This window comes from Paracraurococcus lichenis (assembly GCF_030657435.1).
GTDB classification, from domain to species: Bacteria; Pseudomonadota; Alphaproteobacteria; order Acetobacterales; family Acetobacteraceae; genus Paracraurococcus; species Paracraurococcus lichenis.
Genome location: NZ_JAUTWS010000016.1, coordinates 51907 through 78672 on the forward strand (window position 1 = coordinate 51907; position 26766 = coordinate 78672).

A 26766-nucleotide genomic window follows, 5' to 3' on the forward strand; every position below is an offset into this window, starting at 1 on the left:
CCTCCGGAGGACGCGATGAGCGACGCTTTCGCCCGCTACCCCAGCCTGAAGGACCGCGTGGTGCTGATCACCGGCGGCGCCAGCGGCATCGGCGCCAGCATGGTCGAGCATTTCGCCGCGCAGGGGTCGCGCGTCGCCTTCCTCGACTTCGACGACAGGGCCGGGCCGGAGGTCGCGGGGCGGACCGGCGCTAGCTTCGTGCATTGCGACCTGCGCGACATCCCGGCGCTGCGCGCCGCCATCGCCCAGGTGAAGGCGCAGCTCGGCCCCGTTTCCGTGCTGGTCAACAATGCCGCGCGCGACGACCGGCATGGCTGGGAGACGGTGGAGCCCGACTACTGGGACGAGCGCTTCCAGTCCAACCTGCGCCACGCCTTCTTCTGCACCCAGGCGGTGGCGCCGATGATGCAGGAACGGCGCCAGGGCTCCATCATCTTCTTCGGCAGCGTGTCCTGGATGATGTCGCAGGGCGGCATGCCGGCCTACACCGCGGCCAAGTCGGCGGCGCATGGCCTGGCGCGCGGCCTGGCGCGGGACCTGGGCCCGCAGGGCATCCGCTGCAACGTGGTCGTGCCCGGCTGGATCTTCACCGAACGGCAGGAACAGCTCTGGGCGACGCCGGAGGCGGTGGCGAAGCACCTGGAGCGGCAATGCCTGAAGGAGAAGCTTTACGCGCCGGACATTGCGCGCATGGTGCTGTGGCTGGCGGCCGATGACAGCCGCATGGTGACGGCGCAGAGCTTCGTGGTGGATGGCGGCGGGATCTGAGGGCCGGTCAGGTCTTTCGAAGACCCCTGACGCGAGGTCGGGGAGGGAAAGGCATTCCCTCCCCGAGCCCCACCCTTCCTTTCTCCGAGTCGGCCGCCGCCATGCGGCGCGTGCCGTCTCCGCCGATGCGGCGCTCAGGCGCGGAGCGCCGCGGCCAGGCCCAGGCCGGCGATGCGGGCGGTGGCGAGCAGGCGATCCAGGCCGTGCCCCTCCCGGGCCATGGTGGAGAGGCCGGTCATCACCGTGACGACGTAGTCGGCCAGCCGCTCCGCCGCCTCCGGATGGGTGGCGGCGACGAAGCGGCGGATGGTTTCCGCGCCGGCGGCGGTCAGGGCGCGGGCGGCCTGCCGTGCCTCGGGGTCGTTGCACCGCGCCCCCTCGATGGCAAGGCAGCCGGCGGCGGCCGGGTCGGCGGCATAGCGGCGGGCGGACTCCTCGAGCACCTCGGCCAGCGCCTCCGCCACCGGCCGGCCGGGCCGCAGGATCTCGTCCAGGGGCAGGCCATCGCCGGCGCTGTAGCGGCCGAGGATGCGGGCATAGAGCCCCGCCTTGCTGCCGAAGGCGGCATAGAAACTGGGCGGGTTGATGCCGATCGCCTCGGTGAGGTCGGCGACGCTGACGGCGTCGTAGCCGCGCGCATGGAAGAGGCGCTGGGCGATCGCGACGGCCTGGTCCAGATCGAATCGGCGGGGGCGGCCGCGGGGCCGCGGAAAATTTGTAGTCATTGCTATAAAATACCTTGACGAGGCCTGCGAGGGATTTATGTAGCGCTCACTAGGTTGAAACTCAAGGAGGGCCTGATGGCCGGTTTTCAGGGTAAGTCCGTTCTGGTGCTCGGCGGCAGCCGGGGGATCGGGGCGGCGACCGTGCGGCGCTTCGCCGCCGAGGGCGCGGCGGTGACCTTCACCTATGCCGGCTCGAAGGATGCCGCGGAGCGGCTGGCGGCCGAGACCGGCGCCACGGCCGTGGTGACGGACAGCGCCGACCGGGATGCGGTGATCGCGCGGGTGCGCGACAGCGGGCCGCTGGACGTGCTGGTGGTGAATGCCGGCGTCGTCGTCTTCGGCGACCCGCTGGAGATCGACCCCGACGCAGTGGACCGGCTGATCCGCATCAACGTGGCCGCGCCCTATCATGCGGCGGTGGAGGCGGCGCGGCGGATGCCGGAGGGTGGGCGGATCATCGTCATCGGCTCCGTCAACGGCGACCGCGTCCCCTTCCCCGGCGTCTCGGCCTATTCGATGAGCAAGTCGGCGCTGCAGGGCATGGCGCGGGGGCTGGCGCGGGATTTCGGGCCGCGCGGGATCACGGTGAACATCGTGCAGCCCGGGCCGATCGACACCGACATGAACCCGGCGGACGGACCGTTCAAGGACCTCGTCTACCCGTCCATGGCCTTCAAGCGGTATGGCCGGCCGGAGGAGGTGGCGGGGATGGTGGCCTGGCTGGCAGGGCCGGAGGCAGGCTTCGTCACCGGCGCGATGCACACCATCGACGGCGGCTTCGGCGCCTGATCCTGCGGGACACACCAACCCTGCCAGAGCATGGCGCGTCATGCCGGGGCGACGCCGTTCCTTCGGACGGTGAGGCGCGGGCCGCCCGGCCCCGCGCCGGTCGCGCTACAGCGCCATCGCCAGCGTGACGCGCACCGCCAGCGGCTCGACCGGATGGAAATGCCGGTCGGCGACGCCCGCGGCCGGCTCGCCCGGCAGGCGCGAGGTGTAGAAATAGTCGATCTGGCTCGCCTTGGTGTTGAAGAGGTTGAAGGCATCGAGCTGCAGGGTGATCCCGCGCTCGAACCGGTAGCCGAGGCGGGCATTGACCAGTGCCGTGCTGCGCGAGGTCTCCTTGCCGTCCTCGGTCAGCGGCCGCGGCCCGAACAGCCGCAGCCTTGCCGCACCGAACCAGCCGAGGCCCTCGTCCCAGGTCGCGCCCGCGGCCAGCACCAGGTTGGGCGCGCCGGGGATGCGGTTGCCCGCCGGGTCGTCCTGGGTGAAGCGGGCCCGCGTCGCGGCCAGGTCCAGGTCGAGGGCCAGTTCGGGCCGCACCTGCCAGCGGTTGGTCCATTCCACGCCGATGCGGCGGCTCGCGCGGCTCGCCTCCGTCGTGCCGGCATCGCCGAGGAAGACGATCTCCGAGCCGAGCTCGAGCACGAAGAAGGCGAGGCGGCTGTCCAGCCCCGCGATGGCGCGCGTCGCCACGCCGATCTCGGCGCCGCGCGCGCGCACCAGCAGCGGCACGCGGGAGAGCGGCACCAGCGGATCCGTCGGATCGACGCGGATGGTCGCGCCGCGCAGGTCGTTGCTGTGGAAGCCGCTGCCGGCATTGAGGAAGAACTCCGTCGCCCACCAGGGCCCGAGCACGATCCCGGCCTTGGGGCTGGCGATCCATTCGCCGGCGCTGCCGGAATTGGCGGCGAGGTCGCTGCGCACCCGCCCGCCCATCCAGTCCGCACGGAGGCCGGCGGTCAGCCGCAGCCGGTCCGTCGCGCGCAGCGTCGTATCGGTGAAGAACCCGACGCTGTCCTGGGTGACGCTGTCCTCCCGCACCGGGGACAGCGTGGTCCGCGCCCGCGTGCGGTCGAGGCCGAGGCGGATGTCGTCATGCCGCGTCTGCACGCCGAAGCGCGTCTCGGCCTCGCGCCCCAGCAGCGTCCAGGGGATGCTGTGCGAGACCTCCCCGCCCAGCACCCAGCGGCGGTCGCGCTGGTGGAACTGGTCGCCGTTCTCGGGGTCGTCGAGGAAGTAGGTGAAGTTGTTCCAGAGGTCGAGCGTGGAGCGGATCGCATAGGCGCTGACCCGCGTGGTGCCCCAGTCACCGGTCGTAGCGTAGCCGCCTGAGAGGCTATAGCGCTGCGCCCGCCCGCCATCGGTCGGGTCGACGGCAGCGAAGCGGTCGATGATCCCGGCCGAGACGGCGCGCGCCGGCACTTGGTCCGTCGCGTGCCACCGGCCGGAATAGGCCATGCCGGTCAGCGAGAACCCGTCGAGCGCCGTGCCCTGGCTGTAGCGCAGCAGGCCGTTCAGCCGCGTCAGCTCGTCGCCGCGGCGCCAGGGCCCGTCATAGGTGGCGACCTCGCCGGCCGCGAGCAGCGTGCCGTTGCCGAGCGCGCGGGACCCGGCGGCCAGCCCACGCCAGTAGCCGAAGCTGCCGGCCGTCGCCTGCACCACCGGCCGCTCCAGCGTCCCCACCAGGTCGAGGCCCAGCGCGCCGGCGGTGGCGAAGTCGCCCTCGTCGGCGAAATAGGGGCCCTTGCGCACCCGCATGCCGCCCAGCAGTTCCGGGATCAGGAAGTTCAGGTCGGCATAGCCCTGGCCATGCGCATGGGTGCGCATGTTGACCGGCATGCCGTCCACGGTGATCGCCAGGTCGGTGCCGTGGTCGAGATTGAAGCCGCGGAGGAAATACTGGTTCGCCTTCCCCTCGCCGCTGTGCTGGGTGACGACCAGGCCGGGCGCCGCCTCCAGCGCCTCGCCGACCCTGCCGATCGGGCGGGCGGTCAATTCCTCCCGCGGGATGTTGCGCTCGCTGGCCGCGGCGGGGCGTTCGGGCCGGGCGGTAACCAGCACCTCGGGCAGCTCGGCCTCCTGCGCCGCCGCCACGCCGCCCGCCAGCGCGAGACCGATGCCCCACCCCCACCGCACGCCGGGCGCTCCCTCTTATCTTTCTTCGAAATCCTCACACACCCGTTGCCGCGAGCGCAAGCGGCGGGCCACTCTGGGGCGTGGGGCGGGAGGGGTCGGATGCAGCGCGTCACCATCACCATCGACGACGACCTGCTGGCGACGGTGGACGCCCTGGTGGAACGGAAGGGCTATGCCAGCCGGTCGGAGGCGATCCGCGACCTGTTGCGGGCGGAGACGGACCGCGCCGCGACACTGGCCGAGGCGTCACCCTGCGTCGCGGTGCTGAGCTATGTCTACGACCACGAGGCGCGGGAACTGGCGCGGCGGCTGACCGGCACGCACCACGCGCACCACGACCTCGGCATCGCCAGCCTGCATGTGCACCTCGACCACGACACCTGCCTCGAGGTCGCGGTGCTGCGCGGGCCGGCCGGCGCGGTGCGCCGCTTCGCCGATGCCGTCACCAGCGAGACCGGGGTGCGCCACCACGCCCTGCACGTGGTGCCGGCCCGGATCGAGGAGGGGCGGCACGACCATGGCGGCGGCACGCACCGCCATGGCCATATCCGTGCGTGATGCCGGCCGGCGCCCCGCGGCGGCTCACCGCAGCGGCAGCGCGTAGAGCAGGCCGCCCTTGGTCCAGATCTCGTTCGGCCCGCGCGGCAGGCCCACCTGCGTGTCCGGGCCCATGGTGCGGTTGTACATCTCGCCGTAATTGCCCAAGGCCTTGATGACGTTGAAGGCCCAGGAGCGGTCCAGCCTGACCGACTCGCCGAGCTCCGGCGTCACGCCGAGCAGCCGGCGGGTGTTCGGGTTGGTGGAGGTCTTCCGCATCTCCTCCACATTGGCCTGGGTCACGCCCTGCTCCTCCGCCTCGATCAGGGCGTAGGTGTACCAGCGCACGATATCGAGCCAGTTGTCGTCGCCGCGCCGGACATAGGCGCCGTAGGGCTCCTTGCTGAAGCGCTCGGGGAAGATCAGCCATTCCTTCGGGTCGGGCAGCGTCGCCCGCGCCCCGGCGAGTTGCGAGGCATCCGTGCCGAAGGCATCGCAGCGGCCGGCCTGCAGCGCCTCCATCGCCTGGTCCGTCCGCTGGAAGACCAGCGGCTTGAAGGGCGTGTTGATGGTGCGGAAGTAGTCCGCCGTCACCTGCTCGTTCGTCGTGCCCTGGATCAGGCAGATGGTGGCGTCGCGCAGCTCGCTCACCTTGGCGACGCCCATCGACTTGCGCGCCATGAAGCCGTGGCCGTCGTAGAAATAGGTCACGACGTGGCGGAGGCCGAGCGTGGTGTCGCGCAGCATGGTCTGCGTCGAGGTGCGGAACAGCACGTCCACCTCGCCCGAGCCGAGCGCGGTGAAGCGCGAGGAGGAGGGCAGCGGCACGAAGCGCACCTTCGACGCGTCGTTCAGGATCGCCACCGCCAGGCCGCGGCAGAGATCGACGTCGAGGCCCTGCCACACGCCGCGGCTGTCCGGCAGGGCGAAGCCGGCGATGCCGGTATTGATGCCGCAGACGAGCTGGCCGCGCGCCCTGATCGCGTCCAGCGTCTGCTGCGCCTGCGCGGCGCCGGCGGTGAAGATCGCGCCGGCCAGCGCCGCCGCGGCAAGGAAGGCTCGTCCCAGCATGCCCCCGGATCCCTTTTCGGTATTGGTCCGGGATGCTGTCTGCGTGCTTCGTGGGCCGTCAACGGCCGCGGCGCGGCGAATTACAGCGCCGGAACGGCACCTGCCTGTTTCGTGGGCACGATCCGCCCATCCTCCATGGAGATGATGCGGTCCGCGAGGTCGAGGATGCGCGGGTCGTGCGTGACCAGCAGGATCGCCACGCCGCGGCGCCGGGCGAGGTCGCGCAGCAGCCGCACCACCTCCCCGCCCGATTGCCGGTCGAGCGCCGCGGTCGGCTCGTCCGCCAGGATCAGGCCGGGATCGCCGGCCAGCGCCCGTGCCACCGCCACGCGCTGCCGCTGCCCGCCGGAGAGCTGCGCCGGCCGGCTGTCGCCGCGGTCGCCGAGGCCGACGGCCTCCAGCATCGCGGTCGCGCGCTCGAGCCGCCCGGCCTCCGTCAGGCCGGGATGCAGCTCCAGCGCCATCGCCACGTTCTGCCGCGCCGTCAGGTAGCCCAGCAGGTTGTGCTGCTGGAAGATGAAGCCGATGCGCCGGCGGAGCGCCACGCGCTGCGCCTCGCCTGCGCCCATCAGCTCCTGCCCGAGGACCCGGCAGCTCCCCTCCTGCATGGCGCGCAGCGCGCCGATCAGCGTCAGCAGCGTGGTCTTGCCGCTGCCCGAGGGGCCGGTGAGCAGCACGATCTCGCCGGGCTGCAGGGCCAGCGCGATGTCGCGCAGCACGGGGCGGCGCAGCTCGCCCTCGCCGAAGGCATAGGTCAGGCCGTGGATCTCGACCGGCGCGGTCACGCCGGGACCGGCCGGCGGAGCAGGGCGTCGCGCACCAGCACGGCCGCGACCGCGAGCAGTCCCAGCACGACCACCGCCATCCCCGGCGGGCCGAGCGCCGGCCCGAGCCAGACGAGCAGCGCGAGGCTGGCGCCGACCAGGCCGAGCTCGATGCCGAGGACCGGCAGCACGGCGGCGGGCGGCACCGGCGCGCGCCGCACCGCGAGCCAGAGGCCGGTGCCCGCCGCCAGCACGAGAAGGCCGAGCAGGCGCAGCCAGGCCGCCCCCGCCATCTCGCCCCCCTGCAGCAGAACCCGGGCGGGCGGCTCGGCCAGCGCCACGAAGACGGCGGCGCAGGCAAGGCCGAGCAGCAGCTCGGTCCGCCTGATACGACGCAGGAAAAGCCGGAAGCGCATCAGAACATGTCCGCCGGGTTGGCGTCCCGCAGCTTGCGCATGGCCAGCAGGCCGGCCGCCGCGCACATGGTGAAGATCATGGCGAAGACGCCTAGCGCGCGCCCGGCATCCATCGCCAGCGGCAGGAAGGTGCCCTTGCCGACGAAATCGTAGAGCAGCGCGGAGAGGACGAAGCCGGGCAGGAAGCCCAGCACCGCCAGGATCAGCGCGGCCGAGAGCACGGCACGGCCGAGATAGAGGTTCGAGTATCCCATGGCCTTCAGCGTGGCGTATTCCTTGAGGTGGCTGGCGATGTCGCTGAACAGGATCTGGTAGACGATCACCATCCCGACGATCAGCCCCATGATGCTGCCGAACATGAAGATGAAGCCGATCGGCGTCGCGGTCTCCCAGTAGTCGCGCTCGTGCTGCACCAGCTCGCGTCCGTTGAAGACGCGGACATCGGGCGGCAGGATGGCGCGCAGCCGCGCCGCGGCCTGGGCGCGGTCGGCGCCGGGCACCAGGCGGATGGCGACCAGGTCCACCTGGCTCGCCAGCCGCTCCTTCACCACGCGGCGGAAATTCACCTCCGACATCACCACGTTGCCGTCGGCGCCGAAGGAGGGGCCGATCTCGATCAGGCCGGTCACCTGCATCAGCCGGCTGCCGACCTGCACCTCGAAGGGCCCGCGCTCCGCCAGCAGCTTCGGGACGGGCCCGAATTCGGGGCGCGAGCGCAGGTCGAAGGCGAGCGTATCGGGGCGCTTCAGCGCCTCGACCACCGGCGCGAGGCCGGGGAAGTCCATCACCCCCGCCTCCAGGTCGAAGCCGATGAGCTGGACCGGCCGGCGCGTGCCGTCCACCGGGTTCCGCCAAGTCGCCGGCGCGAGATACACCGGCACGGCCTGCGCGACCTCGGGCAGGGCGAGCGCCTGGGAGACGCGCACGCGCGGCAGCGTCTCCGGCTTGAAGCTCACGGTCGTCAGCGGGTGCATCAGGGTGATGTCGGCGCGGAAGCTGCCGAGCAGCGCGGTCGCGCTGTCGAAGAGCGCGGCGCGGAAGCCGAGCTGCATGAAGACCAGCACGCAGGCGAACATGACGCCGGCAATGGCGGAGAAGAGCCGCGCCCGCTCCGCCCGCAATTGCCGCCAGGCGAGCCGCGCGGGCAGCCACAGCGCCTCGCCCGGGCGGAAGCGGCGCGGCGCGCGCGCCTCCGGCCCGGGGGACGCCGGCGGCGGCGGCGGCGCGTCATCGCCGGTCAGTTCCGGCGCCCAGGGCAGCAGGCCGGGCGGCGGCGGCGCGGGAAGGCTGCGGCTATGGGCGTTCATGGCCGGATCGCGACCTGCACCTGCATGTTGCTGCGGCGCTCGAGCACCGCGCGCCCTTCCTCGCCGAGGGTGAGGCGCACCTCGACCGTGCGGGCATCGACGGCCGCGACCGGGTCGGTATTGGCCTGCGTCGTGCGGCGCACCAGCCAGCCGATCTCGCGCAGCGTCGCGGCGTAGCGGCGCGGCTCGCCCGGCACCACCACCTCGGCCGGCGCGCCGGGGCGCAGCCGCGGCACGTCGGTCTCGAAGACATCGGCGACGACGTCGATCGCCGAGAGGTCGGCCATGTCGAGCAGCCCGTCCGTCCCGACCTGGTCGCCGGCCCGCGCATAGACCTTGAGGATGGTGCCGGCGATCGGCGCGACGACGCGCGAGAGCGTGGCATCGGCGCGCGCCTTCAGCAGCCCCGCCTCGGCGGCCTGCAGCTCGGCCTCGGCCACCGCCAGGTCCTCCGGCCGCGGGCGCAGCAGGCGCTGCAGCGTCGCCTGGGCCTCCGCGCGCTCGGCGGCGGCGCGGCTGGCGGCGAAGCGGTTGCGCTCGGCGGCGGCGACGTTGCCGGCGCCCGAGGGCAGCAGCGCCTCGGCCCGCTCGGCCTCGCGCCTTGCGCTGGCCTCGGCGGCGTGCAGCGCCTGGATGCGGGCGCGCTGCGCCTCGATCTCCTCTGCGCGGCCGGCGGCGCGGATGCGGGTCAGCGAGGCGCGGGACTGCGCCACCTCCGCCTCGGCCTGCGCGACGGCGGCATCGCGCTGCACGGCATCGGCGAAGACGGCGAGCAATTGCCCGGCCTCGACCCGGTCGCCCTCGGCGACCAGCAGGCGCTCGAGCCGGGCGACGTTGAAGCCGCCGGGCTGGTTCAGCTTGCGGATGCGCGAGGCCGGCTCGACCCGTCCGAGCGCGCCGACGCCGACCGGCGCCGCGGCCAGGGCAGGCGCGGGTGCCGGCGCGCGGTCGGCCACCCCGTCGCGCATCCAGGCCAGGGCCGCGGCCCCCGCCGCGCCCAGCGCCAGGACCGCGAGCAGGATGGCGCGGCGGCTCACGGGCCGGCTTCGGCCCAGGGCTCGAAGGCGGCGGCGAATTCCGCCTCGTCCAGCGCGTCGCGCAGCAGCAGCGCCTGGTCGAAGCTGTCGCCGCAGCCGAGCAGCACGCCGAGCGTGCCGAGCAGGCGCGGCGCCTCCGGATGCGCCTGGGTGGCGGCGGCGGCGGCGCCGGCCAGCAGCAGGACGGCGGCCGTGCCGGCCAGCACCGTGGCGAGCCTCATGATCCTGTCTCCAGCAAGCGGGAGAGGGCGGCATGCATGTCGTGACGCTCCTGCTCGGTCGGGTGATAGAGGCCGAAGATCCTGGCCATGAAGAGGCCGTCCCCGGCCGCCATGATGGCGAAACCATGCCCAGGGGGCAGGCCGTCCGCCACGACGGCCCGCCGCATCTCCGCGATCACGCTGCGGATCGGCTCCAGCAGCGCGGGGTCGTGGTGGAAGGCGGCGAGGAAGACGGCGGCGGCGCGGTCGCAGCGTTCGTTGACCGCCTCGGGCGCCAGTTCGAAGGCCCAGGCCAGCATGGTACGGGCGACGCGGCCGGGACCCTCGGCCTGGGTCGCCACCATCGCCTCGAAATCCTGCCGCATCCAGTCGGCCATGCGGGCGAGCAGGCCGGTGATCAGCGCCTCCTTGGAGGCGAAGTGGTAGAGCAGCCCGCCCTTGGAGACGCCGGCCTGCCGCGCCGCCGCCTCCAGCGTCAGGCCGCTGACCCCGCGAGCGCGGACGATCGCCTCGGCGGCATCGAGGATGCGGGTGCGGGCGTCGCTCGTTGCGGAACCATCGGACATGGGCATGAACTATACCGGCTGGACGGTCTGTCAACCGTCCGGCCGGTACAGAAGCTCCAAAACGATTCCGTTATCCCGGCTTCGGCCAGCGCCGGTGCAGCCAGAGCCACTCCGCCGGCCGCTCCCGGATCCAGGCGGAGAGGCGGTCGTTGATGGCGAGCGTGAGCGCCCGGATCGCCGCTTGCCGGTCGGGCAGGTCGGGCAGCGGCAGGGGCGGGTCCACTACTAGGCGGAAGCGGCAGGGGCCGAGGCGCTGCACCCGCCCGGGGATGACCGGGCAGCGGAAACGCAGCGCGAGCTGCGCCGGCGCCGGCGCGGTCATGGCGGGGCGGCCGAGGAAGGGCACCGCGATGCCGTCGTTCAGCTTCTGGTCGGCCAGCATGCCCAGCACGCCGCCCCCCGCCAGGAATTTCAGCGCCGCCCGCGCCCCCTGCGACCCCTTCGGGAAGAGCGGCAGCGGCTCGCCCGCCACCGCCCCGGCGCGCAGGCCGTTCACCAGCGCATCGACGAATGGGTTGTCGGCGGCGCGGTAGACGCTGCCCATGCGGATGCCGAGCCGCGCGAGGGCGGGCGGCAGCACCTCCCAATTGCCGATATGGCCCGAGAGCATGATCGCCGGCCCGCCGGCCGCGGCAATGGGCGCGAGGTGCTCCGCCCCGACGATCTCCCATTCCAGGGCGGGCAGATGGGCAAGCTCCCCGACGGTGCGGCCGAGATTCTCCCACATCTCCCGCAGCACCCGCTCCCGCGCCGCGGCATCGAGCTCCGGCAGGGCGCGCGCCAAGTTGCCCCGCGCGACGCCGGAGACCGGCAGCAGCGGCCCGAGCCGCCGGGCGAGCCATCCCCCGGCATCCGAGGCGCCGACCGGCCCGAGCGCCCGGGCGAGCGCCAGGACCAGCCGGACCGCCAGCCGCTCCAGCGCGAACTGGAAGCGCCTCATGCCCGGGCCGCGCCGGGCCGCAGGGCGGGCGATGCGCCGCCGCGCAGGACCATGGGTGTCACGCCGGGGATCGCGTCAGGCCGGCACCGGGACGCGCTGCGCCAGCGGCTCGAGCAGCGCCTCGATCGAGGCCGGCTCCTCCCAGGCCAGCCGCACCGTCACCACGGTCACCCGGCTGCGGAAGGCAGCGGGGATGCGCACGAAGTCCTTGCGGGTGGTGACCGGGATGGCGCGGAGGCGGTCGGCCTCGGCCAGCACCTCGCGCAGGTCGTTGTCGTCATAGGGGTAGTGGTCGGCGAAGGGCATGCGCCCGGCCAGCACCGCCCCGGCCTCGGTCAGCGTGGCGAAGAATTTCCGCGGATTGGCGATGCCGCAGAAGGCATAGACCGGCTGGCCCGCCAGCAGCTCCGCCTCCGGCCCCGGCTGCAGGCTGGCGCGCAGCACGGGGAAGCGCGGCGGCAGATGCGCCAGCGCGCCGGTCTCGTCCTCGCCGATCAGCACCGCGGCGCGGCAGCGGGCGGCGGCGGCCTCCGGCCGCTCCCGCAGCGGCCCGGCGGGGATCAGGCGGCCATTGCCGAAGCCATAGGTGCCGTCGATGATCAGCAGCGAGAGGTCCTTCTCCACCGTCGGGTTCTGCAGCCCGTCATCCATGACGAGGCACTGCGCCCCGCCCGCGACGGCGGCCCGCGCGCCGGCGCCGCGGTCGGCCGAAATCCAGGCCGGCCGCTCGGCGGCCAGCAGCAGCGCCTCGTCGCCCACCGCCTGGCTGTCGTGCCGGACGGGGTCGACCCGCACCGGGCCGTTCAGCCGCCCGCCATAGCCGCGCAGCAGGAAATGCACCGCGATGCCGCGGTTCGCCAGGCGCTGCCCGAGGTCGAGCGCGACCGTGGTCTTGCCGGCGCCGCCGGCCGTCGCATTGCCGCAGCAGATGACCGGGACCGGCGAGGCCCAGCCATGGCGCCGCATGCGGCGCGCCGTCGCCGCGCCGTAGAGCGCGGCGGCAGGCGAGAGGAGCAGGGGCAGCACGCCACGCCCGTCTCCTGTCCAGAAATCGGGGGCACGCATCAGGCCTCGACCGGTCCTCGCATCCCAGGTGCCGGTCCCCTGCCCCGCCGCGTGCTGCGGCGCGGCCGGACCCCGGCGGCTTCGCCCCCGGGCCGCCGCCCCGCCCGCCATGCCGGTCGCGGCATGCCGCTGCGGGGTCGCAGCCCGGTCCTCAACGCCCGCTCCCTGATCCGGTTGGCTGGCCCGGCGCTGCCGCCGGTCCGGCGAGAGCGGGCATCGCAGCCCCCTCCCCCGGCCCGGCTCCGGGGAGGAGCCCGATCAGCAACCCCGCGAGGCGGTCCGGCAGGCCGGCCTCCGCCGCGAGGGCCGCGGCGGCGGCCTCGGCCATCCTTCGTCCACGGTTAGCATCGGATAGCACGTCGCCGGCGGCCGCCGCCAGCGCCGCCGGGTCGGGCGACACGCGGAGCGCCCCGCCGGCGGCCAGCAGCCGCGCCACCGGCTCCTCGAAATTCCAGCAATGCGGCCCGAGCAGGATCGGGCAGCCGAGCCGCGCCGGCTCCCGCGGGTTCTGCCCGCCATGCGGCACGAGCGAGCCGCCGACTAGGCAGACCCGGGCCAGCCGGTAGAAGAGGCCAAGCTCCCCCAGCGTATCCGCGACATAGACCGCCGTCCCCGGCCCGGGCAGCGCGCCGGCGGCGCGGCGGGCGGTGGGCAGCGGGGCGAGGTCGGCGGCGATGACGGCGCCGCGCTCCGGATGGCGCGGGACGATGACGGTCAGCAGCCCCGGATGCGCCGCCGCCAGCAAAGGGTGGGCGGCGGCGAGGATCGCCTCCTCCCCGGGATGGGTGCTGGCGGCAAGGAAGACCGGCCGGCCGCCGATCGCCTGCCGCAGGGCGGCGAGCGCCGCGGCATCGGCCGGCAGCGGCGGCGCCGCGTCCTTGAGGTTGCCGAGGGTCAGCACCTCCCCGGCGCCGAGCGCCCGCAGCCGGGCGGCATCGGCGGCGGATTGCGCGGTGACCAGGCGGAAGGCGCCGATCAGCCGCCGGCCGAGCCCGGGGGCGAGCCGCCAGCGCCGGGCGGAGCGGGCGCTGAAGCGGGCATTGACCAGCGCGAGCGGCACGCCCTGCGCGGCGGCGGCCGCGATCATGTTGGGCCAGAGCTCGGATTCGACCATCACGCCGAGGTCGGGACGCCAGCCCTCCAGGAAGCGGCCGACCCAGGCCGGCACGTCGAGCGGCACGAAGCGATGGAGCAGCCGCCCGCCCAGCGCATCCGGCAGGCGCTGCGCGAGCATCCCGGCGGCGGTGACCGTGCCGGTGGTGACCAGGATGGTGAGGTCGGGCGCGCGCGCCGCCAGCGCCTCGAGCAGCGGGATGACCGAGAGGGTCTCGCCGACGCTCGCCGCATGCAGCCAGAGCAGCCTTCCGGGCGGGCGCGCCGCCCCCTCCCCGCGGCGCTCGCCGAGGCGCCCCGCCACCTCCTTGCCGCGGCGGACCCGGCGGCCGAGATGCAGCGGCAGCAGCGGGGCGGCGGCCTTGGCCGCGAGGCGCCAGAGGGCGAGGGCGGCGCTCATGCCGGCGGTCCGGGGGCGGTCACGCCATGGCCGCGCGCGTCGCGGCCGGCGCCAGCGCCCAGCGGTCGGCCGTGTCGCAGGCCGCGGTCAGCGCCGCCTCGATCGCCGGCAGGGCGGCGAGCGGGTCGTCGCGCTCCACGGCGAGCGGCGGGCCGACCACCAGCACGCCCTGGCCGAAGGGCAGCGGCAGGACCATCCGGTCCCAGCTCGGCAGCAGGCGGGCACGGGTGGTGCGGGCGGCGCAGGGCAGCACCGGCAGGCCGGAGACGGCGGCAAGCTGCGCGACGCCCGGCGCCGCGATCCGGCGCGGGCCGCGCGGGCCGTCCGGGGTGATGACGATGGTATCCCCGGCCGCGAGCAGCCGGAGCAGGACGCGCATGCCGGTGGCGCCGCCGCGGCTGGTGGAGGCATGCACCATCTCCAGCCGGAAGCGCCGCACCACCTCGCCGATGAAGCGGCCGTCGCGATGGCGGGAGACGAGGACATGCCCCCGCCGCCCCGCCATGCCGGGCACGCGGCGCAGCGCTTCCAGCCAGAGCCGGGGCATCATCGGCAGGCGCTCGTGCCAGAAGGCGCCGATCACCGGCCGGTGGCCGCCGGCCGGGTCGGTGAGGGCGGCGCGCAGGTTCGCCTCCCCCACCAGGGTCCAGCGCGTGGTGCGGTAGACGCCGGCGAGGTAGAGGCCGAGCAGCCAGGCGAAGAGGCCCTGGGCGGCGTCGGAGCGGATCAGCCGCCGGAACATGGATGCGCGCGCATATCGAGGGTGGGCGGGTAGCACGGGCGGGCGGGCGCCGGAAGCGTCCCCTCCAGGGGCCAGCCCCGGCCGCGGCATCGGGCGAGGACGGAACCTTGTGGAATATCCTACGAAGTTGCTCGGGGCTCCCGGCCGCTTCCGGCGGGCTTCGACGAGCGACGAAGGGACAGGATGGCGCCCCGCTGCGCGCAGGCGGGCATCGGGATTGCGCTGGTGGATGCGACCGGCGGCATCGCCGAGCTGGGGTGAGCCTCAGCCCATCGGCACGAGCTGCCGCCGGAAGCTCGCGGCGCAGGCCTCCCAGGAATAGCGCTCCGCATGCGCCCGGCAGGCCGCGCGGTCGCAATCGAGCGCCGCCAGCGCCGCGCGGCGGAGGTCCTGGTCCAGCACCCCGGCGCCGGAGCCCGGGATGACGTCGAGCGGGCCGGTCACCGGATAGGCCGCCACGGGGGTGCCGCAGGCCATCGCCTCCAGGATCACCAAGCCGAAGGTGTCGGTCCGCGAGGGAAAGACGAAGACATCCGCGCCGGCATAGGCCCGCACCAGCGCCTCCCCCTGCCGCCAGCCCGCGAAATGCGCCGACGGGAAGCGCTTCTGCAGCTCCTCCCGCTGCGGCCCGTCGCCGACCACCACCTTGGATCCCGGCAGGTCGAGGGCGAGGAAGGCCTCGATGTTCTTCTCCACCGCGACGCGGCCGGCATAGAGGAAGACCGGCTTCGGCAGGTCCTGCCATTCGTCGCGGTTGCCGGTGCGGAAGAGCGCGAGGTCGACGCCCCGCGTCCAGGGCCGCACCCTGGTGAAGCCGCGCGCCGCAAGCTCCGCGCGGAGCGAGGGCGTGGCGGCGAAGGTGCCGGCCCCGGCCTCGTGGAAGCGGCGCAGCACCGCCCAGGCGAGGCGCGGCGGCAGGCCGGTGCGGGCCTGCAGATATTCCGGGAACTTGGTGTGGAAGCTGGTGGTGAAGGGCCAGCCCCGCCGGCGGCAGAGCGCCCGCATCGCCCAGCCGAGCGGGCCTTCGGTGGCTATATGCACCGCCGTCGGCCGGAAGGCATCCACCAGGGCCCGCAGCACCGGCCGCGGCCGCAGCGCCAGGCGGATCTCCGGGTAGCTCGGCATCGGCATGGTGCGGAAGCGGTCGGGGCCGATCACCTCCACCGTGTCGCCCTGCGCCTCGAGCGTCCCGGCGATGGTGGCCAGCGTGCGCACCACGCCGTTCACCTGCGGGTGCCAGGCATCGGTGACGATCAGCAGCCGGAGCATGTCGGCATCAGGCAGCACCGTGACCGCGCCGTCCAGCGCGGCCTCCAGATCCAGGTACATCCGATATCCGTGCGCTCAGGCCGCAGCGACCGCGGGCCGCGTCGCGCGGTCCCAGAAGGAGAGGCGGTTCTCCTGCGCCCAGTCGACCAGCTCGAAGCGGCCATCGGCATGCTCGACCAGCGCGGTGCAGCTCTCCACCCAGTCGCCGTCGTTCATGTAGAGCACGCCCTGCACGGTGCGCATCTCGGCATGGTGGATATGGCCGCAGACCACACCATCCAGGCCGCGGCGCTTCGCCTCGCCGGCCAGCGCCACCTCGAAGCGGTCGATGGCCTTCACCGCCTCCTTCACCTGGCGCTTCAGCCATTGGCTGAGCGACCAGTAGGGATAGCCGAGGCGGCGGCGCAGGCTGTTGAAGACGCGGTTCAGCGTCAGCGCCCAGTCATAGGCCCAGTCGCCGAGATGGGCGAGGAACTTGGCGTAGCGGATGACGCCGTCGAACTCGTCGCCATGCATGATGAGGTAACGGCGGCCATCGGCGCCCTCGTGCACAGCCTCGCGCGCCATCTTCACCCCGGCGACTTCCAGGCCGAGGCCGATCCAGTCCCTGAACATCTCGTCGTGGTTGCCGGGGATGTAGGTCACCTCCACGCCGCGCCGGGCCATGCCGGCGAAGCTGCGCAGCACCTCGTCGAATTCCTCGGTCCAGTACCAGGACTTGCGCAGGCGCCAGCCATCGATGATGTCGCCGACCAGGAAGAGCCGGTCGCAGTCGTTGCGCCGAAGGAAGTCGAGCAGGAAATCCGCCCGGCAGCCCCGCGTGCCGAGATGCACGTCCGAGAGGAAGATCGTGCGGTAGTGCCTTTTCGTCTGCGTCGTCTGCATCGCACCTGCCTTCGGACGCCGGCCCCTCCGCCCCCGGGTGATGCGGCGGGGAGTCGCCGGCCTTGCGCGCGCTGCCAGTAACGCAGGGTGACAGGGCTGGTCATGAATCTTGCGTGACGCTCACGGGGCAGGACCGCGATGTCATGCGACTGCCATCGCGCCGACGCGGACCTGTTGCCGAGACTTCCCTAGGTGGTAACGCAAGGGGCGACGATCGGCGGTCGCCCGTCTCCGCTGTCCGGGATGCCTGCATGCTGATCGTCTTCAACCCCGCCGCCGGCGCCCGGCGCAGGCGGCGACTGGCCCGCGCGCTGCGCCGGCTGGCGGAGGCCGGGATCCTGGCGCGGGTGGCGGAGACGCTGCATCCCGGCCATGCGACGGACCTCGCCCGCATCGCGGCCGGACAGGGGGAGCCGCTGGTGGTCGCGGCCGGCGGCGACGGCACGATCGCCGAGGTGGCGGCCGGCCTCGCGGGCAGTGCCGCGCGGCTCGGCATCCTGCCCTTCGGCACGGCGAACGTGCTGGCCTGGGAACTCGGCCTGCCGCCGCGGCCCGAGGCGGCGGCCGAGGTGCTGGCGCAGGGCCGGCCGGTGGTGCTGCGGCCCGGCTTCGCCCGCTTCGGCGACGGGACGGAGCGGCTCTTCGTCCAGATGCTCGGCGCCGGCTTCGATGCGCAGGTGGTGGCGCGGCTCGATCTCGGGCTGAAGCGGCGGCTCGGGCGCGGCGCTGCCGCTCGACCTGCTGCCGGGCATGCCGGGGGTCGAGTTGCGCCGGGCCCGGCGGGTCGAGTTGCACGGCGCCGTGGTGCCGGTGCAGGCGGATGGCGACCCGGCCGGGACGCTGCCGGTCACGGTCGAGGATGCGTCCGGGCCGCTCCAGGTGATGCTGCCGGTCTCCTCCGCCACCACCGATAGTGAGAAAAAATCGCGTTGATTTCTTTATTACAGCCAACATCAACCTGAAGTTCACAGGTTTTTTCCGGATTCCGTAACAATGCACTGAGGCGGTTCCGACCACAGGCATGGTGATTATTGCGCCTTCATTGGCGTTCTTAGGCTGCCTCGCATCCACACCCGGGATCACGCCCGGCGTGACGATCACGGAGGCGAGGTTGAATCGGACACGACAAAACGTGCTGGCCGGAACCGCCATGCTGGCGCTGGCCACCCCTGCGGCGGCGCAGACCTATGGTCCCTATGTGGCGGCCGGCGTCGGGGTGAATTTCCGGGAGCAGTCGGACCTCACGCTGCGCGAGCCGGAAGCGTCGATGGCGCGCCGCCTCGGCCTCGGCACCTCCGGCCGGGTCGGCTTCAGCGGCGGCGGGTTGGTCGCGCAGGGCAGCGCGGGCTGGGGCTTCGGCGCCCTGCGGACGGAGGCGGAGTTCAGCTACCGGACGAACGACGTCGACTCCATCAGCCTCACCGGCATCCCCGGCAAGCCGTCCTTCTCCGGCTCGGCCGATACCTACGCGGTCATGGCCAACCTCATCTACGATGCGCTGCCTCTGCGCCTCCGCCTCGGCGTGCCGGTGACGCCCTATCTCGGCCTCGGCGGCGGCTATGCCTGGTCAGCCTATCGCAACATCATCATGCGCAGCGGCTCGGCCGGCGCCGGGACCTATGGCGTGGACGGCCGCTTCGCCTACCAGGCCTTCGCGGGCCTCTCCTGGGATCTGTCGGGGCTGGTGCGCGGGCTGTCCCTGACCACCGAGTACCGGTTCTTCGGCGTCGCGGACCAAACGGTGAATTTCGGCGCCCAGCTCGGCCGCTTCGGCTTCCGCGACGCTGCGGTGGAGGCGACCAACCACAACCACGCCCTGGTCGTGGGCCTGCGCTACGCCTTCAGCACGCCGGCGCCCTGACCGCGCCTTGTCCGCCGAGCGGCCCGACCGAAACCGCCGCGCCCTGCGGCGCTTCGGTCCTCGGACCGGCTCAGCCCGCGCGGCGGAGGGCGACCACCGCGGCGGCGAGGCCGCTGGCAAGCGAGACGGCGCCAAGGGCGGGCGCGGCCAACAGCGCCGCGGGCGCCATGGCGGCCGCCGGGCCGAGCGCCAGCCCCACCGAGGCGAGCCCGCCGAGGGCGGCGAGGACGGCGAGGAAGCACAGGGCGATCATGGATCGGGTTCTCCTCCGATGGCTGCGGCGGCCGTCCCGGCCAGGAGGGGCGGCTGCCACGATGATGCCATCATTTGGCCCCGGTTCACCACAATTGCGACCGCTCCGCCTGTGCGGCGCATCACAGGCGAAGCGAATGTGACTGATTGACGGCAGCACGGGCGGCAGCGCCATCCCGCCCCGCCCGCAACGCGCGGGCCAGCACGGACGGCCCGGTCGGGGCGCGCCGCCGCCGCGCAGGAAGGACCGGCGATGGTCACCCATCGCCGGCCCCCGGCATCACCGGGTCTGCTGGATGGCCGAGAGCAGCCAGGGACCGCCCTGGGTGCGGGTGAAGGTCCAGAGCTCCGTCACCGTCTGCCGGCGGGCGGGATCACCCTCCACCACCGCGCCGTCGCTGACGCGGCGCGTGACGTCGATCTGGGAGAAGCGCATGGCGACCGTCGCGAAGTCCCGCGCGCCCTCCCGCCAGGCCTCGGCCAGGTCGCCCTTCTCGAGCACGGTGTCGCGCGTCTCGTTCTTCCAGCCGCGGCTGGCGAGGTCGCGCAGGTCATTGCCGAAATACGCCATCATCTCCGGCGTGGCGACGCCGCGCATGGCGCGCTCATCCTGGCGCGACCAGGCCTCGTTCACCGTGAGCAGGGCACGCTCGAAGGCCTGGAAATCGGCCGGGGTGAGCTGGATGGGCTCGCCCGCCGCGGCGCCGCCGCCACCGCCATAGGACGGCCGCGGGCCGTGGCCGATGTTGTCCTGCGCCTGGCGCGCCATGCCGCCCGGGGCGCCGGCATAGGCCGGCTGCCCCTGGCGCCGGCGGAACCAGCCGAGCGCGAAGCGGACCAGCAGCACGACCAGCCCGATCTGCAGCAGCAGGCCGAGGAAGCTGCCGAAGCCGGTGAAGCCGCCGAACAGGCCATGGCCGAAGAGCAGCCCGCCGAGGCCCGTGCCGATCAGGCCGCCGAGCAGGCCGGCCATGAAGGGGCTGCGGGAGAAGAAGCCGCCCGCCGGGTTGGGCTGGCCGATCGGCGGCCGCTGATAGGGCGAGGGCTGGGCATAGGGCGCATTCGGCCGCGAGGGCTCGGTCCAGCTCCGCTGCATGGGCGCGGCGGTGCCCGGGGCGGTCTGGGTGGAGGGCGGCGGGCTATAGGTGCGGGAGCCGCGGCTGCCGCTGGAGAAGCCGCCGCCCGGCCGCGCATCGGCCAGCGCCGGCGCGAGCGCGAGAGCCGCGGCGGCGAAGGCCGCGAGCAGGAAGGACGGTCGACGCATGGTCTGGGGTTTCTCCGGCATCATCTTACTTGGTTGCAATATAGGGAAGCGCAGGGACGATTGCGACGGTTCCCTGTGCCCCCGCCGGATGGCGGATGCGGCCGGTTGCGCCGGGGCCGGCGGCACCGCAGGCTGGCGCGAACCGCCCGGGAGACCTCGCATGATCCGACGCCTCGCCCTGGCCGCGGCCTGTGCCGCGCCGCTGCTCGCCACCCCCGCCGCCGCCCAGACCGCGCCGAAGCCCTTCCGCTTCGCCACCGCGACCGATGCCGCGACGCTCGACCCGCATGCGACCAACGCGCTGTTTACCTATCTGGTGGTGTCCCAGGTCTACGAGCCGCTGACGCATCGCGGCGACGACCTGAAGCTGCATCCGGGCCTGGCGGTGCGCTGGGAGCAGGTGGAGCCGACCCGCTGGCGCTTCCACCTGCGCGACGGCGTGCGGTTCAGCGGCGGCGAGAGCTTCGAGGCCGAGGACGCCGCCTTCTCCATCGGCCGCGCCCGGGCGCCGACCAGCAATTACGGCATCTACGTCGATACGGTCGCGGGCACCGAGGTGGTGGACCGCCTGACGCTCGACGTCCTCACCCGCGCGCCGGACGCCACCATCCCGGACAAGATGAGCCGCGTGCTGATCATGGACAAGGGCTGGGCGGAGGCGAACCGCAGCGCCGTGCCGCAGAATTTCGGCCAGAAGGAGGAAACCTTCGCCAGCCGCAACACCAACGGGACCGGGCCCTTCGTGATCGCCCGCCGGGAGGTCGACCAGCGCACCGTCATGACCCGCAACCCCGCCTGGTGGGGCATCGAGGCCAAGGCGGCGACCGGCAACGTCACGGAGTTCCACTATATCGTCCTCGCCTCCGACGCGACGCGGGTCGCCGCCCTGCTCTCGGGCGAGGTGGACATGGTGCATGTCGTCCCCAGCCAGGACGTGGAGCGGATCAAGCGGAACGACCGGCTGCGGGTGCTCGAGGGCCAGGAGAACCGCACCGTCTTCATCGCCATGAACCAGGAGGCGGAGGAGCTTGCGTCGAGCGACGTGAAGGGCCGCAATCCCTTCAAGGACCTCCGCGTCCGGCAGGCGATCGCGCAGGCGGTGGATGTCGAGACGCTGAAGCGTCGCACCCTGCGCGGCCAGGCGGTGCCGACCGGCTCGATGTGGACGCAGTTCGTGAACGGCTGGTCGCAGGACCTCGACAGGCGGCTGCCCTATGACCGCGACCGCGCCCGGGCGCTGCTGGCCGAGGCGGGCTATCCCAACGGCTTCACCACCACGCTGGACTGCCCGGTCGGCACCTATGACGAGGCCTGCCAGGCGATCGTCGCCATGCTGGCGCAGGTCGGCATCAAGGCGAGCCTGAACCTGGTGCCGAACACGGTCTTCCTCGGCCGGCTGCAGCGGCGGGAGGCGCAGTTCTACGTGCTCTCCTGGGGCGTGCCGACCTTCGATGCGCTCTACACGCTGCGCGCCGTTATGGCCTCGCGCAGCATGGCCGGCAGCGCGAGCTGGAATGTCGGCGGCTATTCCAATGCCGAGTTCGACGCGCTGGTGCGGCGGGTGGAGACGGAGGCCGACCCGGAGGCGCGGCGCGGCCTGATCCGGCAGGCGCATGCCCTGCACAATGCCGAGCTCGGCCATATCCCGCTCTACCACATGATGATCCCCTGGGCGGTGCGGCAGGGCGTGCAGGTGACGCACCGCGCCGACAACCAGGTGCAGGTGCGCGAGATCCGGGTGGACTGACGCGCGCCGAGGACCGGAGCCCTTCGACGCCTGCGCCCGACGGCGCGGCGGGCGTCCAAGACAGTGCCTTGGACCGGCCCGCCGCACCGGGCAGCGGCCGTGCCGGCCTCCCCGGCCCGGACGGGTGAGCGAGGTGTAACCGGCCCCGGCCCGAACCGCCGCGGCAGCGCCAGCGTTGGCGGGCCGCCGATCCCGGAGCCGTCGCATGTCCAGCCCTTCCGTCCCCGGCGCCCGCGCGCTGGACGCGCTGAACTTCGCCCTCGCCGATGTCCGCGACGGGCTCGGGCCCTATCTCGCGGTCTATCTGCTGGCGCAGGGCTGGGACCAGGCCGCCACCGGCCTGGTGCTGGCCGTCTCCGGCATCGCCGGGCTGCTGGCGCAGGCCCCGGCCGGCGCGCTGGTGGATGCGGTGGCGGCGCGGCGGACGGTCATCGCCGTGGCGGCACTGATGGTCACCGCGGCCTGCCTGCTGATCCCGCTCTTCCCCGGCTTCTGGCCGGTCGCGGCGCTGCAGGCCGGCAGCGGCATGGCCGCCGCGGTCTTCCCGCCGGCCATCGCCGGCCTCACGCTCGGGCTGGCGGGGCGCGCCGCCTTCGCCCGCCGCACCGGCCGGAACGAGGCCTGGAACCACGCCGGCAATGCCGTCGCCGCCGCGGCGGCGGGCGGCCTCTCGCTCTGGTTCGGGCCGGTCGCGGTGTTCTGGCTGCTCGGCGGCATGGCGCTGGCCAGCCTCGCGGCCGCCTTCGCCATCCCGGCGGAGCGGATCGACCCGGCGCTGGCCCGCGGCGCCGATGACGGCGGGCAGGCTGGGGGCGCCTCCGCCTGGCGGGTGCTGGCGACCTGCCGGCCACTGCTGGTCTTCGCCCTCTGCGTCGCGCTGTTCCACCTGGCCAATGCGGCGATGCTGCCGCTGGTCGGGCAGAAGCTGGCGCAGCAGGACCTGAAGCAGGGCACGGCGCTGATGTCGGCCTGCATCGTCGCGGCGCAGCTCGTCATGGTGCCGATGGCCGCGCTCGCCGGCGCGAAGGCGGAGGCATGGGGGCGGAAGCCGCTCTTCCTCGCGGGCTTCGCGGTGCTGGCGCTGCGCGGCTGGCTCTACACGCTCTCGGACGATGCCTGGTGGCTGGTCGGCGTGCAGTGCCTGGACGGGGTCGGCGCCGGGCTGTTCGGCGCGCTGATGCCGATGATCGTGGCCGACCTGACGAAGGGGACCGGGCATTTCGGCGCCGGTCTCGGCGCGGTCGCGACCGCGCAGGGGATCGGCGCCTCGCTCTCCAATGCCGCGGCCGGCTGGGTGGTGGTGCAGGCCGGCTATTCCGCTGCCTTCCTCGCGCTCGCCGCAACGGCCGCCGCCGGCGCGCTGCTGTTCTGGCAGGCGATGCCGGAGACGGCGCGCGACGCGGTCACGCCTGCCGCAGCGAATCCAGCGTCGTCTGCTTCTCCAACTCGCTGAACGGGACCATCTGCGTCCAGACCGCGCGTGCCCAGACGCGGGCGGCACGGCCGAGGCGCATCAGGTCGTGTTCGTCGAGGTCCTCGACGAAGCCGGCGAGCGGCTCCTCCTCATCCTCCCAGCCCGCGGCGACGTCCACCACGACCGCCATCGCCTCGAGCGCCGCGTCGTCGAAGTCGCCCGCCTGGAAGGCGCCCATCTCCACCAGCTCCGGCACCTGATGGGCGGTGACGACGGCGAGGGTGGCCATGTCCCGCGGCGGCAGCGCCCCCTCCTCGTCCGCGACGAGTTCGGCGAGGGCGGCGATCGCCTCCCGCTCCATCTGCTCGCGCGCCTTGCGCCAGTCCCTGACCGCCATTGCCCCTGCCCTCCCGTGCCGCCTTGCATGTTGGGCGAGCCGATTCAGACCTCCGGGCCATCCGGCCCTTCGGTCATCGGCACGCCTCAACAGGGCGGCCGCGCGCCCGGTTCCGGCGCGGCTATAGGGCGGATCGCCGGCGGCCGGAAACGCCTGGGGCCGTGCATCGGTCCATCCGTCGAAGGCCGGCGGCGCCGTCATCCGGGCGCGGCGGCGGTGGGCCCAGGCCGGCATTGCCTCCGGCCTGGTGCGCGACCGCGCGCCGACCTGCCCGCGATCCGGCCGGCATCACGCCGCGGCGCGGGCCGCGGCCCGGCCCGCGCCGCCGGGCGCGCGCCGCGCCAGCGCGCGGCCGAGCCAGATGGAGGGCCGCTCCGCCAGGTGGAACAGCACCCAGGCGAAGAGCAGGGAGGCCAGCACCGCCCCGGCCAGCACGCACCAGAGCGGCCAGGCGGGCGGCGCGAGGTGCAGCGCGGCCAGGATCACCGGCACATGCACGAGGTAGAGGCTGAAGGAGACCTTCCCCAGCCAGGCGACCGGACGCCAGGCCAGCACCGCCTGCGCGCGGGCCGAGGCGAGGACCAGCGCGATGAGCAGCGCGGCGCCGAGGCCGTTCATCAGGTCGAGCGACAGCGCCGGCCCCGGGGCCAGCCAGCGCCAGTTCAGCAGCAGGTAGCAGAGCGCCCAGAGGCCGAGCCGCGGGCCGCGCGGCAGCGCCGCGATGCGCGCCGGCAGGCCCGGTCCCGCCTGCGCCAGCAGCACGCCGGCCATGAAATGCGGGAGGAAGAGCAGGGGCGAGATCCAGCCCATGCCCGTCAGCCGGTACTCCGCCGCCGCCATCACGGCGCAGAGCAGGCTGACGAGGAGCGCGAGGCCCGGCCCCGCCGCGGCGAGCATCACCAGCAGCGGGAAGACCAGCGAGACGCGCCATTCGTAGTGCAGCGACCAGAGCGGGCTGTTGAGCCCATAGGGCTGCGCGACCAGCAGGGCGTGCGAGAGGACGCCGCCCGGCGTCACCTCGCCCGTCCACTGGCCATTGGCCCAGGCGCTCCAGCCCGGGTGCGGCGCCGGGTCGAGCAGCGCAACCAGCAGCGCCACCGGGAGCATGACGAGGATGCAGGGCAGCAGCAGGCGGCAGGCGCGGCGGATGACGAAGGGCAGCCAGGGCTGCGGCCCGCGCAGGAAGGCCTGCGCCAGGACATAGCCGCTTAGGACGAAGAAGAGCAGCACGGCCTCCCGCCCGCTCCAGAACAGGCTGGGCGGCGTCAGCGTCAGCAGCGCGACGGCGACGGGGTCCTGCGCCGTCCGGAAGAAGGGGACGCCCTTGTCGGCGAGGGTCTCGCACAGGTCGGGATAGACGAGGAGGCAGTGATAGATGACGACCGCGAAGGCCGCGACGCCCCGCAGGGAGTCGAGCGCGTGGATACGAATTGGGCGATCCCCCCGGCTTGAGGTGGCGGGCCCTGGCGGCCCATTGTCCCTGCCGGAAGATTAGGAGCGTCCGCCTGTACCCGCAGGTAACGCCCGCGGGGGATCACGCGGTTTCCAGGCGGACCGATCCGGTTCTCGGTCGCAGAAAATGTAAAACAACCTAACTTACGAAAGAAGCGCGCGTCGAAACCACGTGCTTCTTCTGTCCGCGCCCGGGGCTGACGGGCCTTCTTCTACAAAGGCTCAGCCGCCGGCCATGGTGAGCCCCTCGACCCGGATCGTCGGACTGTCGGTGCCGCGGCGGAATTGCAGGTCGTCGGCCGGGGTCAGCTCCAGCAGCATGTCCTTCACGTTGCCGGCGATGGTGATCTCGCTGACCGGTTCGGCCAGCGCGCCGTCGCGGATCATGAAGCCAGCGGCGCCGCGGCTGTAGTCGCCGGTCACGCCGTTGACGCCCATGCCGATCAGCTCGGTGACGTAGAGACCCTCGCGGATATCGGCCATCAGCGCTTCCGGGGTCAGCCTGCCCGGCTCCAGCCAGAGATTGGTGGTGGAGGGCGAGGGCGGGCCGCCCGTGCCGCGGCTGGCATGGCCGGTGGAGACCATGCCGAGCTGGCGGGCGCTGCGCCAGTCCAGCACCCAGGTCGTCAGGATGCCGTCCTCGACGATGGCGCGGCGGGTGCCCTGCATGCCCTCGCCGTCGAAGGGGCGGCTGCGGAGCCCCCGCCGGCGCGTCGGGTCGTCCACCAGCGTGAGCCCCGCCGCCATGACGCGCTGGCCCAGCTTGTCCCGCAGGAAGGAGGTGCCGCGGGCGACGGCGGCGCCGTTGATGGCGCCGGTGAGATGCCCGAGCAGCGAGGCGGCGACGCGCGGATCGTAGACGACGGGGATGCGCGCGGTCTTCGGCCGGCGCGGGTTGAGGCGGGCGACCGCCTTCTCCGCGGCGCGGCGGCCGAGCATGGCCGCGTCCTCGAGGTCGGCGAGGTGGACCGTGCTGGAATAGTCGTAGTCGCGCTCCATCCCGGTCCCCTGCCCCGCCAGCGCGGTGACGGAGACGGAGTGGCTGGTGCGGACATACTCGCCGGCGAAGCCGTTGCTGGCCGCGAGCGCGATGGCGTAGCGGCCCCAGCCGGCCTCGGCGCCCTCGGAATTGGTCACGCCCTGGACGGCGAGCGCCGCCTCCTCGGCGGCGGCGGCGCGGGCGATCAGGTCCTCGGCGGTCGGCTCGGCGGCGTCGGCGAGGTCGAGGTCGACGGTGGTGAGGCCGTCCGGCGCATCGGCAAGGCCGGTGAAGGGATCCTCCGGCACCACGCGGGCCATGGCGACGGCGCGCTCGGCCAGGGCGGCGAAGCCCTTGGGCGAGGGATCGGTCGAGGAGACGATCGCCTGCCGAAGTTGCCCCCCTTGGCCGACGAAGACGCGCAGCCCGAGGTCGAAGCCCTCGGCGCGCTCGAGCTGCTCGATCTTGCCGAGGCGGCGGGAGACGGAGAGCGAGGCGTTGCTGACCAGGATGGCGTCGGCGGCATCGGCGCCGGCCTTCCGCGCGGCGGCGACGAGGTCCTGCAGGGTATCGACGTGGGACATGGGATCTCCCGAGACTCAGGCCGGGGTCCGGGGCCAGGCTCCTGGCCCCGGCGGGGGAGCGCGAGGGGGCA

General features: G+C 73.6%; 27 protein-coding genes. 7 read left to right on the top strand and 20 right to left on the bottom strand.

Features of this window, described 5'->3' with window-relative positions; all coding sequences use genetic code 11:
• Positions 1–15: 15 nt before the first annotated feature.
• Positions 16–768, top strand: coding sequence for an SDR family NAD(P)-dependent oxidoreductase (locus Q7A36_RS17675; RefSeq protein WP_305105050.1), 753 nt, complete (start codon positions 16–18; stop codon positions 766–768).
• 134 nt (positions 769–902) lie between these two features.
• On the opposite strand, the gene Q7A36_RS17680 is transcribed toward Q7A36_RS17675, so the two are convergent.
• A complete protein-coding gene (locus Q7A36_RS17680) occupies positions 903–1493 on the bottom strand; it encodes a TetR/AcrR family transcriptional regulator (RefSeq protein WP_305105051.1) in 591 nt (196 codons plus the stop codon).
• 75 nt (positions 1494–1568) lie between these two features.
• On the opposite strand from Q7A36_RS17680, the gene bdcA reads away from it, so the two are divergent.
• On the top strand, positions 1569–2282 hold the full coding sequence (gene bdcA, locus Q7A36_RS17685; RefSeq protein WP_305105052.1) for an SDR family oxidoreductase: 714 nt from the start codon (positions 1569–1571) through the stop codon (positions 2280–2282).
• 105 nt (positions 2283–2387) lie between these two features.
• Here the strand turns inward: bdcA and Q7A36_RS17690 are convergent, their stop codons facing one another.
• Positions 2388–4412, bottom strand: coding sequence for a TonB-dependent receptor (locus Q7A36_RS17690; protein WP_305105053.1), 2025 nt, complete (start codon positions 4410–4412; stop codon positions 2388–2390).
• A gap of 99 nt (positions 4413–4511) precedes the next feature.
• Here Q7A36_RS17690 and nikR point away from each other — a divergent pair, with 99 nt between their 5' ends.
• Complete coding sequence (gene nikR, locus Q7A36_RS17695) at positions 4512–4970, top strand: nickel-responsive transcriptional regulator NikR (RefSeq protein WP_305105054.1); 459 nt, start codon at positions 4512–4514, stop codon at positions 4968–4970.
• 24 nt (positions 4971–4994) lie between these two features.
• Here nikR and Q7A36_RS17700 read toward each other — a convergent pair whose 3' ends face one another.
• From Q7A36_RS17700 to Q7A36_RS17760, 13 genes are all read right to left on the bottom strand, one after another.
• Complete coding sequence (locus Q7A36_RS17700; RefSeq protein WP_305105055.1) at positions 4995–6020, bottom strand: amino acid ABC transporter substrate-binding protein; 1026 nt, start codon at positions 6018–6020, stop codon at positions 4995–4997.
• A gap of 80 nt (positions 6021–6100) precedes the next feature.
• Entirely contained in the window at positions 6101–6805 is a 705-nt protein-coding gene (locus Q7A36_RS17705; protein WP_305105056.1) for an ATP-binding cassette domain-containing protein, read from the bottom strand.
• The gene (locus tag Q7A36_RS17710; RefSeq protein WP_305105057.1) at positions 6802–7200 is read right to left on the bottom strand and encodes a hypothetical protein; all 399 of its coding nucleotides are present in this window, start codon (positions 7198–7200) and stop codon (positions 6802–6804) included. The genes Q7A36_RS17705 and Q7A36_RS17710 overlap by 4 nt, the downstream gene beginning before the upstream one ends.
• Complete coding sequence (gene devC, locus Q7A36_RS17715; protein WP_305105058.1) at positions 7200–8507, bottom strand: ABC transporter permease DevC; 1308 nt, start codon at positions 8505–8507, stop codon at positions 7200–7202. Before devC ends, Q7A36_RS17710 begins: the two co-directional genes overlap by 1 nt.
• Positions 8504–9544: an efflux RND transporter periplasmic adaptor subunit gene (locus tag Q7A36_RS17720; protein WP_305105059.1), complete on the bottom strand. Its 1041-nt coding sequence runs from the start codon at positions 9542–9544 to the stop codon at positions 8504–8506. Before Q7A36_RS17720 ends, devC begins: the two co-directional genes overlap by 4 nt.
• A complete protein-coding gene (locus tag Q7A36_RS17725; RefSeq protein WP_305105060.1) occupies positions 9541–9765 on the bottom strand; it encodes a hypothetical protein in 225 nt (74 codons plus the stop codon). Before Q7A36_RS17725 ends, Q7A36_RS17720 begins: the two co-directional genes overlap by 4 nt.
• Entirely contained in the window at positions 9762–10331 is a 570-nt protein-coding gene (locus tag Q7A36_RS17730; protein ID WP_305105061.1) for a TetR/AcrR family transcriptional regulator, read from the bottom strand. Before Q7A36_RS17730 ends, Q7A36_RS17725 begins: the two co-directional genes overlap by 4 nt.
• Positions 10332–10401: 70 nt before the next feature.
• Entirely contained in the window at positions 10402–11271 is an 870-nt protein-coding gene (locus tag Q7A36_RS17735) for a lysophospholipid acyltransferase family protein (protein ID WP_305105062.1), read from the bottom strand.
• A 75-nt stretch (positions 11272–11346) separates the two neighbouring features.
• Positions 11347–12336, bottom strand: coding sequence for a tetraacyldisaccharide 4'-kinase (gene lpxK, locus Q7A36_RS17740; RefSeq protein ID WP_305105063.1), 990 nt, complete (start codon positions 12334–12336; stop codon positions 11347–11349).
• 151 nt (positions 12337–12487) lie between these two features.
• Complete coding sequence (locus Q7A36_RS17745) at positions 12488–13849, bottom strand: 3-deoxy-D-manno-octulosonic acid transferase (RefSeq protein ID WP_305105064.1); 1362 nt, start codon at positions 13847–13849, stop codon at positions 12488–12490.
• Between the two features lie 19 nt (positions 13850–13868).
• On the bottom strand, positions 13869–14591 hold the full coding sequence (locus Q7A36_RS17750; protein ID WP_305105065.1) for a lysophospholipid acyltransferase family protein: 723 nt from the start codon (positions 14589–14591) through the stop codon (positions 13869–13871).
• A gap of 264 nt (positions 14592–14855) precedes the next feature.
• Entirely contained in the window at positions 14856–15860 is a 1005-nt protein-coding gene (locus Q7A36_RS17755) for a glycosyltransferase family 4 protein (protein ID WP_305105148.1), read from the bottom strand.
• Between the two features lie 75 nt (positions 15861–15935).
• Positions 15936–16745 carry a UDP-2,3-diacylglucosamine diphosphatase gene (locus Q7A36_RS17760; protein ID WP_305105066.1) on the bottom strand — a complete coding sequence of 270 codons (810 nt, stop codon included), beginning with the start codon at positions 16743–16745 and terminating at the stop codon, positions 15936–15938.
• A 251-nt stretch (positions 16746–16996) separates the two neighbouring features.
• On the opposite strand from Q7A36_RS17760, the gene Q7A36_RS17765 reads away from it, so the two are divergent.
• Both Q7A36_RS17765 and Q7A36_RS17770 read left to right on the top strand, forming a co-directional pair.
• Positions 16997–17659, top strand: a complete 663-nt coding sequence (locus Q7A36_RS17765; RefSeq protein WP_305105067.1) for a diacylglycerol/lipid kinase family protein — start codon at positions 16997–16999, stop codon at positions 17657–17659.
• Positions 17660–17877: 218 nt separating this feature from the next.
• Positions 17878–18606 (top strand): outer membrane protein, encoded by a 729-nt coding sequence (locus Q7A36_RS17770; RefSeq protein WP_305105068.1) that lies wholly within the window; start codon positions 17878–17880, stop codon positions 18604–18606.
• Positions 18607–18676: 70 nt separating this feature from the next.
• On the opposite strand, the gene Q7A36_RS17775 is transcribed toward Q7A36_RS17770, so the two are convergent.
• Positions 18677–18859, bottom strand: a complete 183-nt coding sequence (locus Q7A36_RS17775) for a hypothetical protein (RefSeq protein WP_305105069.1) — start codon at positions 18857–18859, stop codon at positions 18677–18679.
• A gap of 279 nt (positions 18860–19138) precedes the next feature.
• Positions 19139–20122 (bottom strand): Tim44 domain-containing protein, encoded by a 984-nt coding sequence (locus tag Q7A36_RS17780; protein ID WP_305105070.1) that lies wholly within the window; start codon positions 20120–20122, stop codon positions 19139–19141.
• Between the two features lie 160 nt (positions 20123–20282).
• On the opposite strand from Q7A36_RS17780, the gene Q7A36_RS17785 reads away from it, so the two are divergent.
• Together Q7A36_RS17785 and Q7A36_RS17790 are read left to right on the top strand one after the other, a co-directional pair.
• Positions 20283–21869: an ABC transporter substrate-binding protein gene (locus tag Q7A36_RS17785; RefSeq protein ID WP_305105071.1), complete on the top strand. Its 1587-nt coding sequence runs from the start codon at positions 20283–20285 to the stop codon at positions 21867–21869.
• Positions 21870–22074: 205 nt separating this feature from the next.
• Complete coding sequence (locus Q7A36_RS17790; RefSeq protein ID WP_305105072.1) at positions 22075–23322, top strand: MFS transporter; 1248 nt, start codon at positions 22075–22077, stop codon at positions 23320–23322.
• Here the strand turns inward: Q7A36_RS17790 and Q7A36_RS17795 are convergent.
• The 3 genes from Q7A36_RS17795 to Q7A36_RS17805 all read right to left on the bottom strand — a co-directional run bounded on the left by Q7A36_RS17795 (position 23273) and on the right by Q7A36_RS17805 (position 26695).
• Positions 23273–23680, bottom strand: a complete 408-nt coding sequence (locus Q7A36_RS17795) for a hypothetical protein (RefSeq protein WP_305105073.1) — start codon at positions 23678–23680, stop codon at positions 23273–23275. The two genes, Q7A36_RS17790 and Q7A36_RS17795, sit on opposite strands and share 50 nt — an antisense overlap.
• Before the next feature lie 288 nt (positions 23681–23968).
• Complete coding sequence (locus Q7A36_RS17800; protein WP_370655680.1) at positions 23969–25111, bottom strand: acyltransferase family protein; 1143 nt, start codon at positions 25109–25111, stop codon at positions 23969–23971.
• Positions 25112–25354: 243 nt separating this feature from the next.
• Positions 25355–26695 (bottom strand): TldD/PmbA family protein, encoded by a 1341-nt coding sequence (locus Q7A36_RS17805; RefSeq protein ID WP_305105074.1) that lies wholly within the window; start codon positions 26693–26695, stop codon positions 25355–25357.
• Positions 26696–26766 lie beyond the last annotated feature (71 nt).

Bases quoted from the DNA above. Each gene is read 5' to 3' on its own strand.
- devC (WP_305105058.1), bottom strand. From the start codon at position 8,507: ATGAACGCCCATAGCCGCAGCCTTCCCGCGCCGCCGCCGCCCGGCCTG.
- Q7A36_RS17750 (WP_305105065.1), bottom strand. From the start codon at position 14,591: ATGTTCCGGCGGCTGATCCGCTCCGACGCCGCCCAGGGCCTCTTCGCC.
- Q7A36_RS17785 (WP_305105071.1), top strand. From the start codon at position 20,283: ATGATCCGACGCCTCGCCCTGGCCGCGGCCTGTGCCGCGCCGCTGCTC.
- Q7A36_RS17725 (WP_305105060.1), bottom strand. From the start codon at position 9,765: ATGAGGCTCGCCACGGTGCTGGCCGGCACGGCCGCCGTCCTGCTGCTG.
- Q7A36_RS17775 (WP_305105069.1), bottom strand. From the start codon at position 18,859: ATGATCGCCCTGTGCTTCCTCGCCGTCCTCGCCGCCCTCGGCGGGCTC.
- Q7A36_RS17680 (WP_305105051.1), bottom strand. From the start codon at position 1,493: ATGACTACAAATTTTCCGCGGCCCCGCGGCCGCCCCCGCCGATTCGAT.
- Q7A36_RS17700 (WP_305105055.1), bottom strand. From the start codon at position 6,020: ATGCTGGGACGAGCCTTCCTTGCCGCGGCGGCGCTGGCCGGCGCGATC.
- Q7A36_RS17745 (WP_305105064.1), bottom strand. From the start codon at position 13,849: ATGAGCGCCGCCCTCGCCCTCTGGCGCCTCGCGGCCAAGGCCGCCGCC.
- Q7A36_RS17675 (WP_305105050.1), top strand. From the start codon at position 16: ATGAGCGACGCTTTCGCCCGCTACCCCAGCCTGAAGGACCGCGTGGTG.
- Q7A36_RS17730 (WP_305105061.1), bottom strand. From the start codon at position 10,331: ATGTCCGATGGTTCCGCAACGAGCGACGCCCGCACCCGCATCCTCGAT.
- Q7A36_RS17760 (WP_305105066.1), bottom strand. From the start codon at position 16,745: ATGCAGACGACGCAGACGAAAAGGCACTACCGCACGATCTTCCTCTCG.
- Q7A36_RS17710 (WP_305105057.1), bottom strand. From the start codon at position 7,200: ATGCGCTTCCGGCTTTTCCTGCGTCGTATCAGGCGGACCGAGCTGCTG.
- Q7A36_RS17780 (WP_305105070.1), bottom strand. From the start codon at position 20,122: ATGCGTCGACCGTCCTTCCTGCTCGCGGCCTTCGCCGCCGCGGCTCTC.
- bdcA (WP_305105052.1), top strand. From the start codon at position 1,569: ATGGCCGGTTTTCAGGGTAAGTCCGTTCTGGTGCTCGGCGGCAGCCGG.
- Q7A36_RS17805 (WP_305105074.1), bottom strand. From the start codon at position 26,695: ATGTCCCACGTCGATACCCTGCAGGACCTCGTCGCCGCCGCGCGGAAG.
- Q7A36_RS17790 (WP_305105072.1), top strand. From the start codon at position 22,075: ATGTCCAGCCCTTCCGTCCCCGGCGCCCGCGCGCTGGACGCGCTGAAC.
- lpxK (WP_305105063.1), bottom strand. From the start codon at position 12,336: ATGCGTGCCCCCGATTTCTGGACAGGAGACGGGCGTGGCGTGCTGCCC.
- Q7A36_RS17755 (WP_305105148.1), bottom strand. From the start codon at position 15,860: ATGCTCCGGCTGCTGATCGTCACCGATGCCTGGCACCCGCAGGTGAAC.
- Q7A36_RS17735 (WP_305105062.1), bottom strand. From the start codon at position 11,271: ATGAGGCGCTTCCAGTTCGCGCTGGAGCGGCTGGCGGTCCGGCTGGTC.
- Q7A36_RS17765 (WP_305105067.1), top strand. From the start codon at position 16,997: ATGCTGATCGTCTTCAACCCCGCCGCCGGCGCCCGGCGCAGGCGGCGA.
- nikR (WP_305105054.1), top strand. From the start codon at position 4,512: ATGCAGCGCGTCACCATCACCATCGACGACGACCTGCTGGCGACGGTG.
- Q7A36_RS17795 (WP_305105073.1), bottom strand. From the start codon at position 23,680: ATGGCGGTCAGGGACTGGCGCAAGGCGCGCGAGCAGATGGAGCGGGAG.